The sequence below is a fragment of the Pelomonas aquatica genome (assembly GCF_026712205.1).
Lineage (GTDB): Bacteria > Pseudomonadota > Gammaproteobacteria > Burkholderiales > Burkholderiaceae_C > Pelomonas > Pelomonas aquatica.
Genome location: NZ_JAPPUW010000008.1, coordinates 76,783 through 93,641 on the forward strand (window position 1 = coordinate 76,783; position 16,859 = coordinate 93,641).

At 70.8% G+C, this 16,859-nt stretch carries 15 protein-coding genes; 5 read left to right on the forward strand and 10 right to left on the reverse strand.

Translation table 11 applies throughout. The annotated features are described in order from the left end of the window. Positions 1–5 precede the first annotated feature (5 nt). Positions 6–764: a Crp/Fnr family transcriptional regulator gene (locus NYP07_RS10275; RefSeq protein WP_268150018.1), complete on the reverse strand. Its 759-nt coding sequence runs from the start codon at positions 762–764 to the stop codon at positions 6–8. A 185-nt stretch (positions 765–949) separates the two neighbouring features. On the opposite strand from NYP07_RS10275, the gene NYP07_RS10280 reads away from it, so the two are divergent. Further along, positions 950–1,444: a Rossmann-fold NAD(P)-binding domain-containing protein gene (locus NYP07_RS10280; RefSeq protein WP_268150020.1), complete on the forward strand. Its 495-nt coding sequence runs from the start codon at positions 950–952 to the stop codon at positions 1,442–1,444. A gap of 27 nt (positions 1,445–1,471) precedes the next feature. Here NYP07_RS10280 and NYP07_RS10285 read toward each other — a convergent pair whose 3' ends face one another. The 5 genes from NYP07_RS10285 to NYP07_RS10305 form a co-directional block, all read right to left on the reverse strand. Further along, a complete protein-coding gene (locus tag NYP07_RS10285; RefSeq protein ID WP_268150022.1) occupies positions 1,472–4,141 on the reverse strand; it encodes a bifunctional acetate--CoA ligase family protein/GNAT family N-acetyltransferase in 2,670 nt (889 codons plus the stop codon). 139 nt (positions 4,142–4,280) lie between these two features. Further along, positions 4,281–4,613 (reverse strand): hypothetical protein, encoded by a 333-nt coding sequence (locus NYP07_RS10290; RefSeq protein WP_268150024.1) that lies wholly within the window; start codon positions 4,611–4,613, stop codon positions 4,281–4,283. A gap of 127 nt (positions 4,614–4,740) precedes the next feature. Then, positions 4,741–5,574 carry a universal stress protein gene (locus NYP07_RS10295; RefSeq protein ID WP_268150025.1) on the reverse strand — a complete coding sequence of 278 codons (834 nt, stop codon included), beginning with the start codon at positions 5,572–5,574 and terminating at the stop codon, positions 4,741–4,743. Between the two features lie 42 nt (positions 5,575–5,616). Next, positions 5,617–6,639, reverse strand: a complete 1,023-nt coding sequence (gene adhP / locus NYP07_RS10300; RefSeq protein WP_268150027.1) for an alcohol dehydrogenase AdhP — start codon at positions 6,637–6,639, stop codon at positions 5,617–5,619. Between the two features lie 21 nt (positions 6,640–6,660). After that, positions 6,661–7,044 carry a TraR/DksA family transcriptional regulator gene (locus tag NYP07_RS10305; RefSeq protein WP_268150029.1) on the reverse strand — a complete coding sequence of 128 codons (384 nt, stop codon included), beginning with the start codon at positions 7,042–7,044 and terminating at the stop codon, positions 6,661–6,663. 181 nt (positions 7,045–7,225) lie between these two features. On the opposite strand from NYP07_RS10305, the gene nirK reads away from it, so the two are divergent. Genes nirK through NYP07_RS10325 form a run of 4 tightly spaced genes read left to right on the forward strand, consistent with a single transcriptional unit; the run spans position 7,226 to position 11,109 of the window. Continuing rightward, positions 7,226–8,668: a copper-containing nitrite reductase gene (gene nirK / locus NYP07_RS10310; protein ID WP_268150031.1), complete on the forward strand. Its 1,443-nt coding sequence runs from the start codon at positions 7,226–7,228 to the stop codon at positions 8,666–8,668. Continuing rightward, complete coding sequence (locus NYP07_RS10315; RefSeq protein WP_268150032.1) at positions 8,668–9,375, forward strand: formylglycine-generating enzyme family protein; 708 nt, start codon at positions 8,668–8,670, stop codon at positions 9,373–9,375. Before nirK ends, NYP07_RS10315 begins: the two co-directional genes overlap by 1 nt. Further along, on the forward strand, positions 9,372–9,932 hold the full coding sequence (locus NYP07_RS10320) for an SCO family protein (protein WP_268150034.1): 561 nt from the start codon (positions 9,372–9,374) through the stop codon (positions 9,930–9,932). The genes NYP07_RS10315 and NYP07_RS10320 overlap by 4 nt, the downstream gene beginning before the upstream one ends. 52 nt (positions 9,933–9,984) lie before the next feature. Then, on the forward strand, positions 9,985–11,109 hold the full coding sequence (locus tag NYP07_RS10325) for a PA0069 family radical SAM protein (RefSeq protein WP_268150037.1): 1,125 nt from the start codon (positions 9,985–9,987) through the stop codon (positions 11,107–11,109). Positions 11,110–11,139: 30 nt separating this feature from the next. Here NYP07_RS10325 and NYP07_RS10330 read toward each other — a convergent pair whose 3' ends face one another. The 4 genes from NYP07_RS10330 to grpE form a co-directional block, all read right to left on the reverse strand. Further along, entirely contained in the window at positions 11,140–12,777 is a 1,638-nt protein-coding gene (locus tag NYP07_RS10330; protein WP_268150039.1) for a response regulator, read from the reverse strand. Between the two features lie 243 nt (positions 12,778–13,020). After that, positions 13,021–14,172, reverse strand: coding sequence for a molecular chaperone DnaJ (gene dnaJ / locus NYP07_RS10335; protein ID WP_268150041.1), 1,152 nt, complete (start codon positions 14,170–14,172; stop codon positions 13,021–13,023). A 65-nt stretch (positions 14,173–14,237) separates the two neighbouring features. After that, complete coding sequence (gene dnaK / locus NYP07_RS10340) at positions 14,238–16,217, reverse strand: molecular chaperone DnaK (protein WP_268150310.1); 1,980 nt, start codon at positions 16,215–16,217, stop codon at positions 14,238–14,240. 101 nt (positions 16,218–16,318) lie between these two features. Beyond that, entirely contained in the window at positions 16,319–16,834 is a 516-nt protein-coding gene (gene grpE, locus NYP07_RS10345) for a nucleotide exchange factor GrpE (RefSeq protein ID WP_268150043.1), read from the reverse strand. Positions 16,835–16,859 lie beyond the last annotated feature (25 nt).

Here is a 16,859-nt window from a genome sequence, read left to right on the forward strand (position 1 = left end):
GCGAATCAGTGCAGGCCGGCGCCGGCCTCGCGGCGCTGCACGAAGGCGCCGAGGGCGTGGAAGTCGGGGATGCAGATGTCGCGGCGGTTCTTTTCGTTGAAGGCGATGAGCCGGGCGCGCGCCAGCTTGGACAGCACGCGGCTGACGGTTTCCAGCGTCAGGCCCAGGTAGTTGCCGATCTCGGCGCGCGTCAGGCGCAGGCTGATCTGGTCGGTGCGCAGGCCGCGCGCGGCCAGCGAGTCGGCCCAGGACTGCAGAAAGGCCACGACCCGCGCGTCGGCCGGCAGCGTGCACAGCGCGATCAGCGAGTCGCGGTCGCGCACGATCTCCTGGCTCATGGCCTCGTGCACGATCCGCATCAGCTCGGGGTGGCGGGCGCAGGCGCGCAGCAGCGCGTCGTAGCGCAGGGTCCAGACCTCGCCGGTGTCCATCGCGACCGCGTCGCAGACGTGGGTGCCGCTGGCGATGGCGCCGAAGCCCAGCCAGTCGCCGCGCAGGCGCAGCCCCACGACCTGCTCGCGGCCGTCCGCCGACAGGCTGAGCAGCTTGAACAGGCCCGAGTTCAGGATGTGGAGCCTGCTGAAGGGCTCGCCGGCCCGGTAGATCACGTCGCCCGCATGCACTACGCGGCGCTGCGGCTCCAGCACCGTGGCGATCAGCTCCAGCGCAGCGGCGATGCGCTGCGCGCCGGCCGTGGCCTCGGGAGCGGCCTCGCGGCGGGCGGCGCGGCAGTGGCTGGTGGCGCGGGTGGTCTGGAGCTGCATGGCGCTGTCCGGCTGGCTTCGATGGCATCGATGCTAGGCAGCGGCCGCCAACGCATCGCCAATGCGCCGCATCGCCCGGTCGCGCCGTGCAACAGCGTGTGAACCGACGGTGAACAGGCAGGCGACATCCCCGTGGCTTGACGGCCGTCAAAGGCCGCGCAGGCCGCTTCGCTACGCTCGCGCCGATGTGTCCCGGACCCCGCCAGGGCGCCACGAGCGCCGAGTTCTCCGGCCCCCAGGAGGCCGCGGCCCTGGTGCTGCAGGCACGCGCCATCGCCGGCGCCGGCGACGCCGCCCGCCGGCTGATGAGCGGCAGGAAGCTGGCCCTGCTGTCGCCCAGCCCGGGTGACGACAGCGCCAGCGAATTCGTGCAGGCCGCGTCGGCGCTGGGGGCCCATGTCTCCGTCGTCCAGCCCGGGCTCGATGCCTTCAGCAGCGCGCGCCAGGTCGAGGCCACCGCGCGCATGCTGGGCCAGCTCTACGACGCCGTCGAATGCCAGCAGTTGCCGGCCTCGCTGGTGCGGCTCATCGCGCGCAGCGCCGGCATTCCGGTGTTTGCCGGCCTGGCCATGGCCGCGCACCCGACCGCGGCCCTGGCCGCCGAGCTCGGCGGCGATGCGCCGCTGGCCGAGAGGCGCCGCTGCATCCTGCAGGCGGCGCTGCTGATCGCGACGGGCTGACGGCGCACCGGCGCGGCCGGCCCGGGCTCAGCCGACCCGCCCGACGCGGCGGCAGACGAGCAGGATCTCCGAAGGCTGGTCCCGGTCGGCGCGGCTGTCGAAGCCCAGCGACTTGGCCAGCGCCAGCATCGCGCGGTTCTCGCGCAGCACATGGCCGACGATCTGCTGCGTGCCGCGCGCCGCGGCGTAGTCCAGCAGGGCCTGCATCAGCACGCGGCCCAGGCCCTGGCCCTTGAGCTCGCTGCGCACCATGACGGCGAACTCGGCCTCGACGTTGTCGGGGTCGCGCACCAGGCGGGCCACGCCCAGCGTGCGCGGGCCGCCGGGGGCCTGCGGGTCGACGACGACGAAGGCCATCTCGCGCTCGTAGTCGATCTGGGTCATGCGGGCCAGTTCGTCGTGGGACAGCCTGTGCGGCGCCTCGAAGAAGCGCATGCGCAGGTCCTCCGGGTCGGCGGCCTCCAGGAACTCGCGGTGCAGGGCCTCGTCCTCGGGCCGGATCGGCCGCATGACGACGCTGCGCCCCTGCCAGGCCAGCGTGCGCTCCAGCTCGGCGGGGTAGGGCCGCACCGCGAAGCTCGCGACGCCCGCGGGCCGCGCGGCGGACAGGCGCACGCGCGCGTCCAGCGCCAGCACGCCGCCCTCGTCGGCCCACAGCGGGTTGATGTCCAGCTCGGCCAGCTCGGGCAGGTCGGCCAGCATGCGCGCGACGGCGATCAGCACGTCGCACAGCGCGTCCAGCTGCGCGGGCGGTCGGTCGCGGTAGCCGGCCAGCAGCCGGGCCACGCGGGTGCGCTCGATCAGCTCGCGCGCCAGTGCGCGGTTCAGCGGCGGCAGCGCCACGGCGCGGTCGCCCAGCACCTCCACGGCCGTGCCGCCCTGGCCGAACAGCAGCACCGGGCCGAAGACGGGGTCGACATGCGCGCCGACGATGAGCTCCTGCGCATGCGGGCGCTCGGCCATGGCCTGCACGCTGAAGCCGTCGATGCGGGCCTCGGGGCGCTCGTGGCGCAGGCGTTCGAGCATGCCGCGCGCGGCGGCGCGCACGGCCTCCTCGCCGCGCAGGTCCAGGCGCACGCCGCCGGCCTCGGACTTGTGCAGGATGTCGGGCGACACGATCTTCAGCACGACCGGCGCGGCGATCTCGAACGCGGCGGCCGCGGCGGCGTCCGGCGTGGCTGCCACGCGCCGCGTGGCGACGGCGGGGATGCCGTAGGCGGCGATCAGGGCCTTGGCGTCGATCTCGTCCAGCCACTCGCGGCCGGCGGCCAGCGCCGCGTCGATGAGGCGGCGCGCGCGCGCCAGGTCGGGTTCGCCGGCCGCGCTGGCCGCGGGCGTCTGGCGCAGTGCCGCCTGGTTGCGGCGGTAGGTCTGCATCAGCGCGAAGGCGCGCACGGCCTCCTCGGGTGCCTCGTAGTCGGCGATGCCGGCCGCCTCGAACAGGCGCCGCGCCGGCGCGATGGTGTCGCCGCCGAGCCAGCAGCTCATGACCCGGCCGCGCCGCGTCGCGATGCGCGGCGCGCAGGCCTCGGCGATGTCGCGGCTGGCGACGATGGCGGTCGGCGCGTGGACGAACAGGATGGCGCCGGCCTCGGGGGCGTCGAACAGCGCATTCAGCGTGTCCAGGTAGCGCTGCACCGGCGCGTCGCCGATGATGTCGATGGGATTGCCGTGCGACCAGTTGGCGGGCAGTACGGCATCCAGCCGCCGCATCAGCGCCTCGCCGGGCTGGGCCAGCCTCACGCCCAGGGCCGAGGCGGCGTCCGCCACCATGACGCCGGCACCGCCGCCGTTGGTCATCACCATCAGCTCGGCGCTGCGGTTGTCGCGGAAGCGCGCCAGCGTCTCGGCGGCGATGAACAGCTCCTTGAGCGTGTCCACGCGCAGCATGCCGGCGCGGCGGATGGCGGCGTCGAAGACGATGTCCTCGCCGGCCAGCGCGCCGGTGTGCGACGCGGCGGCCTTGATGCCGGCCGGCGCACGGCCGGCCTTCACGACGATGACCGGCTTGGCCCGTGCCGCCGCGCGCGCGGCCGACATGAATTTGCGCGGCGATGTGATGGACTCGATGTAGAGCAGGATGGCACGGGTGTGGCGGTCGGTGGCGAGGTGGTCGAGCAGGTCGCCGAAGTCGACGTCCATGTGCTCGCCGAGCGAGATGAGGTGGGAGAAGCCGATGCCCTCGGTGTTGGCCCAGTCCAGCAGCGCGGTCATCAGCGCGCCGGACTGCGACACCAGGGCCAGCTCGCCGGGCCGGGCGCCGGCCTGGGTGAAGCTCGCGTTCAGGCCCAGGCGCGGGTTGAGCAGGCCGATGCAGTTGGGCCCCAGCAGGCGCAGCACATGGGGCCGAGCGGCGTCCAGCGCCGCCTGCTTCTGCGCGGGCGTGAGCCCGGCCGTGACGACGATGGCCGCGCGCGTGCCGCGCTCGCCGAGTTCGGCGACGAGGCCGGCGATGCTGTCGGGCGGCGTGCACAGCACGGCCAGGTCGGGCACGAAGGGCAGGGCGGCCGTGCCTGCGTGGCAACGCATGCCGTCCAGCGTCTGCAGGCGCGGGTTGACCGGCGCGATCGGCCCCTTGAAGCCCCCCGACGCGAGGTTGCGCCAGACGGTGGTTCCCACGCGGGCGGGCTTGTCGGAGGCCCCGTAGACGGCCACGGAGCGTGGCGTCAGCAGGCGGTCGAGGTGGCGTTGCGTCATGCCGTGCATCGTCGCCAACGCGGTCGGGCGGGGCTTTGCGCGGCGTCAACCGATCGGGTCGACGCCAGTTGTCCATGGCGTCGCCCGCGACGGATGAAACGAATTCAGGAATGCAAGCCCGGAGGCTCCGGGCGTGAGCTTATGCCTCGGTGGCGTCGTGCCGGAGCGCATTCACCCAGACCTGCGCCCAGCCGGCCCAGGCCTGCTGCAGCGCCGCCGGCTCCAGCAGGCCCAGGCCTTTGCTGGCGTCCAGCAGGGGCTGGGCCGAAGGAGGCGGCGCGGACGCGCCGAGCCAGGCCTGCCACAGGTTGGCCGTATGGCGCTCCGCGTCCTTCCAGAGGCTCGTCTGCGCATCGAGCACGGCGATGAGCCAGCGGCCATAGGCCATAGGCCCGCCGGCCCATAGCTGCGACAGCAGGACGAGTTCATCGAAGGGGGTGGCGGCAGATGGTGCGCGGACAAGGGCTGGCATGGCGGTCCTCCGAGGCAGATAAACCACTGTAGGCGAGCGGCGGCGACTCTGCTTGAGCCGTGTCAAGTTGAATACCTTGCCCCGGCCTCCTGGCGAGGCCTTTGACGCGGCCCCTGCCCGGGGGCCCTCAGTGCGACATCAGCACCGGCACGGTCATCGACGCGAGCAGCGTGCGCGACACACCGCCGAACAGCCGCTCGGTCCAGCGCGCATGGCCATAGGCGCCCATGACGATCAGGTCCGCGCCGCGGTCGGAGGCGGCGTTCAGCAGCGCGTCGCCGACGGCCAGCGGCGTCACCTCGTCGTGCACCTCGGCATCGACGCCCTGGAAGGCCAGCCACTGGCGCAGGCAGGCCATGAATTCCAGCGGGCGCTGCGCATCGGCCTCGCTGCGCCAGTGCATCAGCGCGACCTTGCCGGCGCGGCGCAGCAGCGGCAGCGCGTCCGTCATCGCGCGCACCGATTCGGGGCTGCCGTCCCAGGCCAGCAGCACGCGGCGCAGGTGCAGCGGCTCCAGGTGGGTGTAGGGAATCAGCAGCACTGGCCGTGAGCAGGCCAGCAGCACCTGCTCCAGCTCGGCGAGCTGCTGCCGGTGGCCGGGCAGCGAGGGGTCGGGCTGGCTCATGACGAGCAGGTCGGTGCACTGCGCGTGGCGGGCGAGCGATTCGGCGGCGGGCGAGGGGTCGGCCAGCGCCTCGAAGGAGGCCAGCCCGGCGGCCTCGCAGCGCTCGTGGAAGCGCTGCGCGATGTCGCGGGCCTGGGCCAGCAGCGTGGCGCCGGCGCGCGCGGCGTAGTCGTCCATGGCCGCCGCGGCCTGCAGGGCCTGCAGGTCCAGGGCGGCGGTCGGCGCGAGGCCGATCAGATGGGCCCCGAAGGCCTTGGCCAGCGCGATGGCGATGTGGGTGCGCGCCGGGTTGGCCGGCAGCGCGTCGAGGGCGACGAGCAGGCTGCGATAGGTCATGGCTTGGAGTCCTCCAGGCAGAAGATGGGTGGGAACGCGGGATCAGGCAAAGCTCAGCACGGCGCGCCCGTCGATGCGGCCGACGCGCAGTTCGTCGAGGATGTGGTTGATGTCGTCGAGCCGGTAGGTCGTCGTGGCCGCCTGCACCTTGCCTTCGGCGGCGAACTGCAGCGCCTCGTTGAGGTCCTGGCGGCTGCCGACGATGGAGCCGCGCACGGTCTTGGCGTTGAGGACGACGTCGAAGATGGGCAGCGCGAAGTCGCCCGGCGGCAACCCCACCATGGACATGGTGCCGCGCTTGTGCAGCATGCCCAGCGACTGGCCGAAGGACTCGCGCGACACGGCGGTGACGAGGGCGCCATGCACGCCGCGCAGCTCCTGCTGCAGCGTGGCCGCGGGGTCGCATTCCGCGGCGTTGATGCAGAGCTCGGCGCCCAGGCGCTGCGCCATCTGCAGCCGGCTGGTGTCGATGTCGACGGCGGCGACATGCAAGCCCATCGCCCGCGCGTACTGCACGGCGAGGTGACCCAGGCCGCCGACGCCGACGATGGCAACCCATTGGCCGGGCCGCACGTCCAGCACCTTCAGGCCCTTGTAGGCGGTCACGCCGGCGCACAGGATGGGCGCCAGCGATTCGAAGGACAGGCCGTCGGGCAACTGGCCCACATAGGCGGGGTCGGCCAGCACGTATTCGGCAAAGCCGCCGTTGACGGTGTAGCCGGTCATCTGCTGGCCGTCGCACAGCGTCTCCCAGCCGGTCAGGCAGTGCTCGCAGTGGCCGCAGGCGGTGTGCAGCCAGGGCACGCCGACGCGGTCGCCCTCGCGGATGCCGCGCACGCCGGCGCCCACGGCCGCCACATGGCCCGCGCCCTCGTGGCCGGGGATGAAGGGCAGTGGCGGCTTGACGGGCCAGTCGCCGTCGGCCGCGTGCAGGTCGGTGTGGCAGACGCCGCAGGCGGCCACCTTGACGAGGATCTGCCCCGGCGGCACCTCGGGCAGGGGCACCTCCTCCAGGCTGAGCGGCTCGCCGTAGGCGCGGACGACGGCGGCTTTCATCGTGGGCATGGCGCTTCCTTCGGGTCGGGGTCAGTGATGGCTTGCCGCGGCCTCGTGCGCGGCCTGGCAGGCCGTGCAGCGCAGGGCCGACGGGTTGGCGCGCAGGCGTTCCACCGGGATGGCTTCCGCGCAGCTCGCGCACAGGCCGAAGCGGCCTTCCTCCAGGCGCCGCAGCGCGGCTTCGACGTCGCGGAGTTCGGCGAGTTCGACGCGCTGCTGCTCGTCCTCGACGCCGTCGGCCTCGCTGCGGGCCGCGGCGTCCTTCAGGTCGGACACCTCGTGCGCGAGCTCCGCGGCCGCTTCGTCGGGGCGCAGGGCCTGGCGCAGGGCCGCGCGCCGCGTGCGCAGCGCAAGACGGAATGCCTCGATGTCGAGGCCGGCGGTGGGTGGGTTAGGTGTCGGGCGCGTGTTCATGGGATTCCCTGGATTCGATGGGGCAAGGCTAGGCCGGTTGCCGCGAATCCTCTTTGACGCGGCGCAAGGGCGGCCTGTCCTGATCGCGCCGCCTGCGGATCAGCCGCCGTCTTTGATCCAACGCAATCCCGCTGTCGCACGGGCTGCCTAGCATGGCTGCACACAACAAGGAGAGTTCCCCATGCGTACCCGACTGTTGGGCCTGGCCCTGCTGGCCACCAGCCTGCTGGCACTGCAACCCGCGCAAGCCCAGACGGCCCTGCCCGTCGTGAAGGCGGAGCTGACCAGCCCGCCGCTGGTGCCGCCGCCCACGGGCCGCAAGGCGGCGGCCAAGGTCATCGTCGAGCTGGAGGTCGTCGAGAAGGAGATGTCACTCTCCGAGGGCGTGAGCTACACCTTCTGGACCTTCGGCGGCACGGTGCCCGGCAGCTTCATCCGCGTGCGCCAGGGCGACACGGTGGAGTTCCACCTGAAGAACCACCCCAGCAGCAAGATGCCGCACAACATCGACCTGCACGGCGTGACCGGCCCGGGCGGTGGCGCGGCGTCCAGCTTCACGGCGCCGGGGCATGAATCGCAGTTCACGTTCAAGGCGCTGAACGAGGGCATCTACGTCTACCACTGCGCCACCGCGCCGGTGGGCATGCACGTGGCCAACGGCATGTACGGCCTGATCCTCGTCGAGCCGCCGCAGGGCCTGCCCAAGGTGGACCATGAGTACTACGTGATGCAGGGCGACTTCTACACGGCCGGCAAGTACCGCGAGAAGGGCCAGCAGCCCTTCGACATGGAGAAGGCCATCGACGAGCGCCCGACCTATGTCGTCTTCAACGGTGCCGAGGGCGCGCTGACCGGCGACCGCGCGATGAAGGCCAAGACCGGCGAGACGGTGCGCCTGTACGTCGGCAACGGCGGCCCCAACCTGGTGTCGAGCTTCCACGTCATCGGCGCCATCTTCGACAACGTGCGCTTCGAGGGCGGCACGCTGGCGCAGAAGAACGTGCAGACGACGCTGATCCCGGCCGGCGGCGCCGCCATCGTCGACTTCAAGGCCAAGGTGCCGGGCAGCTATGTGCTGGTCGACCACTCCATCTTCCGCGCCTTCAACAAGGGCGCGCTGGCCATCCTGAAGATCGACGGCCCCGAGGACAAGAGCATCTACTCCGGCAAGGAGCTGGACTCGGTCTACCTCGGCGACCGCGCCCAGCCCAACCTGAAGGCCGTCGCCACCGCGACGCAGGCCGCCGCCAGCGGCAAGCTGACGCCGCAGGACCAGATCGCCGCCGGCAAGGAGCTGTTCGCCGGCACCTGCTCGGTCTGCCACCAGGCCAACGGCGCCGGCCTGCCCGGCGTGTTCCCGCCGCTGGCCAAGTCCGACTTCCTGGGCGCCGACCCCAAGCGCGCCGTCGGCGTGGTGCTGAACGGCCTGTCGGGCAAGGTCACGGTGAATGGCAAGGACTACAACTCCGTCATGCCGCCGATGAACCAGCTCAATGACGACGAGGTCGCGAACATCCTGACCTATGTGCTGAACAGCTGGGACAACCCGGGCGGCAGCGTCTCGGCCGACGACGTCAAGAAGGCCCGCGCCAGCAAGCCGGCGGCTGCGGCCGCGGCTCACTGATGAGCCTGGCCGCACTCGCGCTGGCGGCCTATGTGAGCCTGCCGGCCGGCCACATCGCCAGCGTGCTGGCGCGCGACGCGGACCGCGAGCCGGCCACCGTCGCCGCCTTCGCGATGCGCGAGCGGCCGGTCACGCGCGCCGAGTTCGCGGCCTTCCTGCAGGCCCACCCCGAATGGCGGGCCGGGCAGGTGCCGCAGGCCTTCGCGTCGGCCGGCTATCTGCAGGCCGATGGCGCGGCGGATGCACCGCAGACGGCCGTCAGCTGGTTCGCGGCCCAGGCCTATTGCGAGAGCGAGGGCGCGCGGCTGCCCACCTGGCTGGAGTGGGAATACGCCGACGCGGCCGACGCCACGCGCCCCGACGCGCGCAGCGACCCGCGCTGGCTGGCCACCATCCTCGGCTGGTATGCGCGCCCGGCCAACACGCCGCTGCCGGCCGTCGGCGGCGCGCCCAATGTCTACGGCGTGCGCGACCTGCACGGCCTGGTCTGGGAATGGGTGGACGACTTCAACAGCCTGCTCGTCAACGCGGACAGCCGCAGCGCCGAAGACCCCGACCGGCTCAAGTTCTGTGGTGCCGGCGCGCTGGACCTGCAGGACCGCCAGAACTACGCGGTGCTGATGCGCATTGCGCTGCTGGCCTCGCTCGGCGCGGCCGACAGCACGGCCAGCCTGGCCTTTCGCTGCGCCAAGGAGATTGCACGATGAAACGAAGACTCTGCCTCGCGGCGGCGCTGCTGAGCTGCGGCCTGGCCTGGGCCTGGCCGAGCGATTCGGTCTACCAGCTCAAGGCCACGCTGACCGACCAGCAGGGCCAGCCGCTGGCCTGGGATGCCGGCCAGGGCCACCCGGTGCTGGTCAGCATGTTCTACACGTCCTGCGAGTTTGTCTGCCCGATGCTCGTCGAGGCGGCGCGCGCAACCGAGGCCGCGCTCAGCGAGGCCGAGCGCCGCAACCTGCGCGTGGTCTTCGTCAGCTTCGACCCGGCGCGCGACAGCGTGGCTGCGCTGGCCTCGACCGCCCGCGAGCGCGGCGTGGACGGCACGCGCTGGCATCTGGCACGCACCGACCCGGCCAGCGTGCGCAAGATCGCCGCGCTGCTGAAGTTCCAGTACCGCGCCCTGCCCAATGGCGACTTCAACCACAGCGGCGAGCTGATCCTGCTCGACGGCGAGGGCCGCATCGCGGCACGCACGGCCATGCTGGCCGGCGTGGACGAGCGCCTGCTGGCGCGGCTGAAGCCCATGCTCAAGCCCGGTCAATAAGCCCTCCTTCCGCCGCCTGGCGGCGCGGGTGAATGCTGTATATATTTACAGCATGTCGCCCGCCCCCACGCGCATTGCGCCCGCCCAGCCCAGCCTCGTCCCGCTCGACTCGATCAAGGGCCGCGGCAGCGCGGGCGCGATGCCGCACCGCTTCGCGCGGGAACAGCGCGAGCAGGTCGACGACGGCTGGGGCACGCTGGACCAGCAGGCCGCCGAGGAGCGCCTGGCGCCGGCCACCCAGGTCATCGAGGAGCAGGCGAAGAAGATCGTCACCAGCAACCAGTCGCCGGACATCGCCTTCGACTACTCCATCAACCCCTACCGGGGCTGCGAGCACGGCTGCATCTACTGCTTCGCGCGGCCCACGCACAGCTATCTGAACCTGTCGCCGGGCCTGGATTTCGAGACCCGCATCATTGCCAAGGTCAACGCGGCCGAGCGGCTGCGCGAGACGCTGGCCAGCCCGCGCTACGAGCCGCGCTCGCTGGTGCTGGGCACGGCCACCGATGCCTACCAGCCCGTCGAGCGGCGCCTCGGCATCACGCGCCGCGTCGTCGAGGTGCTGGCCGAGGCCGGCCACCCGTTCTCGGTCGTCACCAAGTCGGCCGGCATCGAGCGCGAGCTCGATCTGATCGCGCCGATGGCGGCGCGGGGCCTGGTGTCGGTCTATCTGTCGGTGACGACGCTGGACCACGAGCTGGCCCGCATCCTGGAGCCGCGCGCGGCGGCGCCGGCGCGGCGGCTGCGGGCGATCAAGGCGCTGGCGGAGGCCGGCGTGCCGGTGGGAGTCAGCGTGTCGCCCATCATTCCCTTCATCAACGAACCCGAGCTGGAGCGCATCGTCGAGGCCGCCGTGGCGGCCGGCGCGAGCAGCGCCTTCAGCATCCCGCTGCGCCTGCCCTGGGAGGTCAACCCGCTGTTCCAGGACTGGCTGCAGCGCCACTTCCCGGAGCGCGCCGAGCGCGTGATGGCCCGGCTGCGCGACATGCGCGGCGGCCTGGACAACGACGCCCGCTTCGGCACGCGCATGACGGGCGAGGGCGTCTGGGCCGAGCTGCTGCGCGCGCGCCTGCACCGCATCGCACGCAAGCACGGGCTGCGCACCGAGCGGCGGCCGGTGGAACTGGCGCTGTTCCGGCGGCCGGCCAGGCCGTCGGCGCAGGGCAGTCTGTTCTAGCGGCGGGCTGGGAGCAGGCCAGGCAGCGCTTCAGGCCGGTGCGGCGGCGGTGCGCAGCGCGACGCCGCCGGTCGCGCGGGCGGCCTTGGCCGCGCCGCCGCCCATGGGCTTCACATAGCGGACGTGCAGCGCCTCGATGCGCTGGCCCAGATCGGCCGCGTCCTCGATCTTGTCGGCATGGCGTTTCAGCACCAGGCCCGCCATGTCGATGAGCTTGGCGTTGCGCGTGATCTCGCCCTGCTGGATCAGCAGCTCGACGGCGGCCTTGGCGCCACCGCGCAGCGAATGGCGCATCGCCGTCTCGGCGACGTTGAAGACCTGCTGGTGGCAGTCGCGGAACTGATCGGCGGCGCCCTGGTGGCCCTCGGTCATCGCGACGAGGACCTCGGTGCTGGCCTTGGTCGTGCAATGCCGCATGCCCAGCTCGCGCAGGATGGGCAGCATCTCCTCCAGCTCCACCTCCTGGCTGGACAGGCGTATCCACAGCGCCGTCAGCAGCGAGGCCGCTTCGAGGTCGAAGTCGCCGGCGGCGGCATGCCCGGTGAACTCGCGCGCGACGACGAGGGCCTGGCCCACGCGGCGCTCCAGCAGGAAGGACAGGCCGCGGAAGACCAGGTCGAAGCGCTGCAGCCTGACGGCGCCGGGCGCGCGTTCCAGCGCCGCGATCAGCGAGTCGTGGGCGTACTTGAAGCCCTTGTGATCCTTGGCGTCGAAGCGCATCAGCCCGATCAGCACGAGGCTGAGCATGTCGAACAGCTTGGAGCGCAGGCCCTGGGACATGGCGCGCTCCAGCAGCTTCAGTGCCTCGGCCCGCTGGCCGGCGTAGAAGCCCAGCGAGCCGCAGCGCTGCAGGCGCAGCAGGCAGCCGGGCGTCAGCGTCACGGCGGTCTGGTAGGTCTTGAGGGCCTGCTGCAGGTCGCCCTGCTCCATCTGCACATGGCCCATCAGGTCGTGGGAATCGGCATAGTCGGGCAGATCGCCGATCAGGTTCTCCAGCGTGCGCCGCGCGGCCTGCATATTGCCGCTGGCCACCTCGGTGCGCGCCACGCCCAGCCGCGCCCAGGGCACGGTCTTGGCCGTGATGATGGCCTCGTAGAGGATCCTGGCGTCGTCGAAGCGCTTGAGCCTCAGCAGCAGCTCGGCGCCGATGCGCGCCGCGTACAGCCAGTATCTGCCCTTGGCCTCGAAGCGCGCCAGGCAGAGGTTGGCGGCGGTCTCGAAGTCCTGGTTCTCGATGGCCTCGAAGATGTCCTTCAGCACGCGCTTGCGCTGGCGTGCGCTGGCCAGGCGCTCGGCGAGATTGGCGCTGGTGTAGGGCTTGATGAGGTAGGCATCGAGCGCGGCCTCGGCGGCCTCGGCCACCTTGGCATAGGTGGCCTCGCTGGTCACCATGACGAAGACCGTGGCGTAGGGCAGCAGGCCTTCGCGGCGCAGTTCGTCCAGCAGGTCCTGGCCGGATGTGTCGCCGGCGTCGAAGTGGTAGTCGCACAGCACGATGTCGAAGGTCTGGTGCTCCAGCATCACGCGGGCATCCTTCACGCGCGGGGTCTGGCGCACCGTGCCGACGCCGAGGTCGCGCAGCTGCGCCGACATCAGGCTGCGCGAGTTGGCGTTGCTGTCGATGATCAGCGCCGACGCGCCCTGGATGCTGCCGTCCATCAGCAACATGCTGCCCCCTTCCGTGGCACGGGGCAGCGGACTCTGGGCGCAGGAGTCGAAGGGCGGATCACTTATGAGCCATCGGCGTGACAGTCGATGAACTTTAGGGTTTCTGGGCGAGCGTGGGTGAGATGGTTTACACGCGCTTCGGGCACACGACGTGACTTAAGGCGCAGGCGGGCTCCGCGACAGGCCATGAAAAACCGCGGCGTCCTGGCGGGCGCCGCGGTTCGTCGGGAGGGCCGGGCCGGCCTACTTGAACAGGTCCTTGACCCGGTCGGTCCAGCTCTTGGCGTTGGGCGAGTGGCGCTCGCCGCCCTTCTTCAGCGACTCGTCGAGCTCCTTGAGCAGCTTCTTCTGGTGCTCGGTGAGCTTGACGGGCGTCTCGACCGCGATGTGGCAGTAGAGGTCGCCCGGGTAGCTGGAGCGCACGCCCTTGATGCCCTTGCCGCGCAGGCGGAAGGTCTTGCCGTGCTGGGTGCCCTCGGGCAACTCGATCTCGGCCTTGCCGCCCAGCGTGGGCACCTCGATGTTGCCGCCCAGCGCGGCGGTGACCATCGACACCGGCATCGTGCAGTGCAGGTCGTCGCCGTCGCGCTCGAAGAGGTCGTGCTGCTTGATGCGGATCTCGATGTAGAGGTCGCCGCTCGGGCCGCCGTTCACGCCGGGCTCGCCATTGCCCGCCGAGCGGATGCGCATGCCCTCGTTGATGCCGGCCGGGATCTTGACCTCCAGCGTCTTCTGCTTCTTGACCTTGCCCTGGCCGTTGCAGGCCATGCAGGGGTCGGGAATGATCTTGCCGCTGCCGTGGCAGTGCGGGCAGGTCTGCTGGATGCTGAAGAAGCCCTGGCGCATGTGCACCGTGCCCGAGCCGCCGCAGGAGCCGCAGGTCTTGGCGCTGGTGCCGGGCTTGGCGCCCGAGCCGCCGCAGGTCTCGCAGCCTTCCCAGCTCGGGATGCGGATCTGCGTCTCCTTGCCGCGTGCGGCTTCCTCCAGAGAAATCTCCATCGCATAGCTGAGGTCGCTGCCGCGGTAGACCTGCTGGCCGCCGCCACCGCGGCGCCCGCCGCCCTGGCCGCCGAAGATGTCGCCGAAGATGTCGCCGAAGGCCTCGGCGAAGCCGCCGAAGCCCTCCGCGCCCGGGCCGCCGCGGCCGGCGCCCATATTGGGGTCGACGCCGGCATGGCCGTACTGGTCGTAGGCCGCGCGCTTCTGCGCGTCGGACAGCATCTCGTAGGCTTCCTTGGCCTCCTTGAACTGCTCCTCGGCCTTCTTCGCCCCGTCGCCCTGGTTGCGGTCGGGGTGGTACTTCATGGCCAGCTTGCGGTAGGCCTTCTTGATGTCGTCCTCGGTCGCGTTCTTGGCGACGCCGAGGACTTCGTAGTAATCGCGCTTGGAAGCCATTGCTCTTCTCGTAAAGCAAAAGCCCGGGCGCGCGAACCGCGCCCCGGGCCGAGGTCATCGGAGGCTTACTTGCCGTCCTTGACTTCCTTGAACTCGGCGTCCACGACGTTGTCGTCGGCCGGGCGATGGGCCTCGCCCTGCGGAGCCGCATGGGGCTGCTCCGCGCCGGCGGCGGCAGCGGCGGCCTGCGCGCCCTGCTGGTCGGCGTAGATCTTCTCGCCCAGCTTCTGGCTAGCCGTCATCAGGGCCTCGGTCTTGGCCTCGATGGCGGCCTTGTCGTCGCCCTTGATGGCTTCTTCCAGATCCTTGGCGGCGGCCTCGATCTTGTCCTTCTCGCCGGCTTCGAGCTTGTCGCCATGCTCGGCCAGCGACTTGCGCACGCTGTGCACCATGCCGTCGGCCTGGTTGCGGGCGGTGACGAGCTCGACCTTCTTCTTGTCCTCGGCGGCGTTGGCCTCGGCGTCCTTGACCATCTTCTCGATCTCGGCTTCGGACAGGCCCGAGTTCGCCTTGATGGTGATCTTGTTTTCCTTGCCGGTGCCCTTGTCCTTGGCGCCGACGTGCAGGATGCCGTTGGCGTCGATGTCGAAGCTGACCTCGATCTGCGGCGTGCCGCGCGGGGCCGGCGGGATGCCCTCGAGGTTGAACTCGCCCAGCGACTTGTTGGCCTGGGCCAGCTCGCGCTCGCCCTGGTAGACCTTGATCGTCACGGCCGGCTGGTTGTCGTCGGCGGTGGAGAAGGTCTGGCTGAACTTGGTCGGGATGGTCGTGTTCTTCTTGATCATCTTCGTCATCACGCCGCCCAGGGTCTCGATGCCCAGGGACAGCGGGGTGACGTCCAGCAGCAGCACGTCCTTGCGCTCGCCGCCCAGGACCTGGCCCTGGATGGCGGCGCCGACGGCCACGGCCTCGTCGGGGTTCACGTCGCGGCGCGGCTCCTTGCCGAAGAACTCCTTGACCTTGTCCTGCACCTTGGGCATGCGGGTCATGCCGCCGACGAGGATGACGTCGTCGATGGCGGACACGGCCACGCCGGCGTCCTTGATGGCCGTGCGGCAGGGGGCGATGGTGCGCTCGATCAGCTCGTCGACCAGCGACTCCAGCTTGGCGCGGGTCAGCTTGACGTTGAGGTGCTTGGGGCCCGACGCGTCGGCCGTGATGTAGGGCAGGTTGACGTCGGTCTGCGACGAGTTGGACAGCTCGATCTTGGCCTTCTCGGCGGCTTCCTTCAGGCGCTGCAGGGCCAGCACGTCCTTGGTCAGGTCGACGCCCTGTTCCTTTTTGAACTCGGTGACGATGTAGTCGATGATGCGCTGGTCGAAGTCCTCGCCGCCCAGGAAGGTGTCGCCGTTGGTCGACAGCACTTCGAACTGCATCTCGCCGTCCACGTCGGCGATCTCGATGATGGAGATGTCGAAGGTGCCGCCGCCGAGGTCGTAGACGGCGATCTTGCGGTCGCCCTTGCCGTGCTTGTCCAGGCCGAAGGCCAGGGCCGCGGCGGTGGGCTCGTTGATGATGCGCTTGACGTCCAGGCCGGCGATGCGGCCGGCGTCCTTCGTCGCCTGGCGCTGGGCGTCGTTGAAGTAGGCCGGCACCGTGATGACGGCCTCGGTCACTTCCTCGCCGAGGTAGTCCTCGGCGGTCTTCTTCATCTTGCGCAGCACTTCGGCGCTGACCTGGGGCGGCGCGAACTTCTTGCCGCGCACTTCCACCCAGGCGTCGCCGTTGTCGGCGGCGGCGATGGTGTAGGGCATCAGGTCGATGTCCTTCTGCACTTCCTTCTCGGAGAACTTGCGGCCGATCAGGCGCTTCACGGCGTAGAGCGTGTTCTTCGGGTTGGTGACGGACTGGCGCTTGGCCGACGCGCCGACGAGGATCTCGCCGTCTTCCTGGTAGGCAATGATGGACGGCGTCGTGCGCGCGCCCTCGGCGTTCTCGATCACGCGGGTGGTGTTGCCCTCCATGACCGCGACGCACGAGTTCGTGGTGCCGAGGTCAATGCCGATGATCTTTCCCATGTTCTTGCTCCTGGTGAATGCTTGGATGTCTTGGATTTGTGGATAACTTGGTCGCCTTCAAGGGCGCCAGGCTGTGAATTAGTGGGGACAGAGCATGTCGCTTCGCGCCAAGGTCTGTCCCCAAATCATTAGCGAGGCGCCGCGACCGTCACGAGGGCCGGCCGCAGCACGCGGTCGGCGATCAGGAAGCCCTTCTGCAGCACGGCCACGACGGTGTTGGCCTCCTGCTCGGCCGGCACCATGGAGATGGCCTGGTGCTGGTTGGGGTCGAACTTGGTGCCGGCGGCCGGGTTGATCTCGACCACCTTGTTGCGCTCCAGCGCGCTGGCGAGCTGGCGGCGCGTGGCGTGCACGCCTTCCAGCACCGTCTCGACGGCGGCGCCGGGCGTGGCGATGGCGGCTTCCATGCTGTCCATCACCGGCAGCATGGCCTCGGCAAAGGCCTCGACGGCGAACTTGCGCGCCTTGGCGATGTCTTCGTCGGCGCGACGGCGCACGTTCTCGACCTCGGCCTTGGCGCGCAGATAGGCGTCGCTCATCTCGGCCAGCCGGTTTTCCAGCTCGGCGATCTTGATCTCGGGGTTGGTCTCGGCGGCCGTGGGCTCGCCGGCGGCGTCTTCGGGCAGGGGGGTGTCGGTCGTCATGGCGTCAAAAAAGCAATCGCGCCTA

Coding starts and splice junctions, on each gene's coding strand:
- adhP (WP_268150027.1), bottom strand. CDS start 6,639: ATGCCCACGATGAAAGCCGCCGTCGTCCGCGCCTACGGCGAGCCGCTC.
- NYP07_RS10295 (WP_268150025.1), bottom strand. CDS start 5,574: ATGACCTATCGCAGCCTGCTCGTCGCCCTCGACGCGCTGCCGGCCAAC.
- NYP07_RS10280 (WP_268150020.1), top strand. CDS start 950: ATGTGTCCCGGACCCCGCCAGGGCGCCACGAGCGCCGAGTTCTCCGGC.
- NYP07_RS10330 (WP_268150039.1), bottom strand. CDS start 12,777: ATGTTGCTGATGGACGGCAGCATCCAGGGCGCGTCGGCGCTGATCATC.
- NYP07_RS10290 (WP_268150024.1), bottom strand. CDS start 4,613: ATGCCAGCCCTTGTCCGCGCACCATCTGCCGCCACCCCCTTCGATGAA.
- NYP07_RS10315 (WP_268150032.1), top strand. CDS start 8,668: ATGAGCCTGGCCGCACTCGCGCTGGCGGCCTATGTGAGCCTGCCGGCC.
- NYP07_RS10285 (WP_268150022.1), bottom strand. CDS start 4,141: ATGACGCAACGCCACCTCGACCGCCTGCTGACGCCACGCTCCGTGGCC.
- NYP07_RS10325 (WP_268150037.1), top strand. CDS start 9,985: ATGTCGCCCGCCCCCACGCGCATTGCGCCCGCCCAGCCCAGCCTCGTC.
- NYP07_RS10275 (WP_268150018.1), bottom strand. CDS start 764: ATGCAGCTCCAGACCACCCGCGCCACCAGCCACTGCCGCGCCGCCCGC.
- grpE (WP_268150043.1), bottom strand. CDS start 16,834: ATGACGACCGACACCCCCCTGCCCGAAGACGCCGCCGGCGAGCCCACG.
- NYP07_RS10305 (WP_268150029.1), bottom strand. CDS start 7,044: ATGAACACGCGCCCGACACCTAACCCACCCACCGCCGGCCTCGACATC.
- NYP07_RS10320 (WP_268150034.1), top strand. CDS start 9,372: ATGAAACGAAGACTCTGCCTCGCGGCGGCGCTGCTGAGCTGCGGCCTG.
- nirK (WP_268150031.1), top strand. CDS start 7,226: ATGCGTACCCGACTGTTGGGCCTGGCCCTGCTGGCCACCAGCCTGCTG.
- dnaJ (WP_268150041.1), bottom strand. CDS start 14,172: ATGGCTTCCAAGCGCGATTACTACGAAGTCCTCGGCGTCGCCAAGAAC.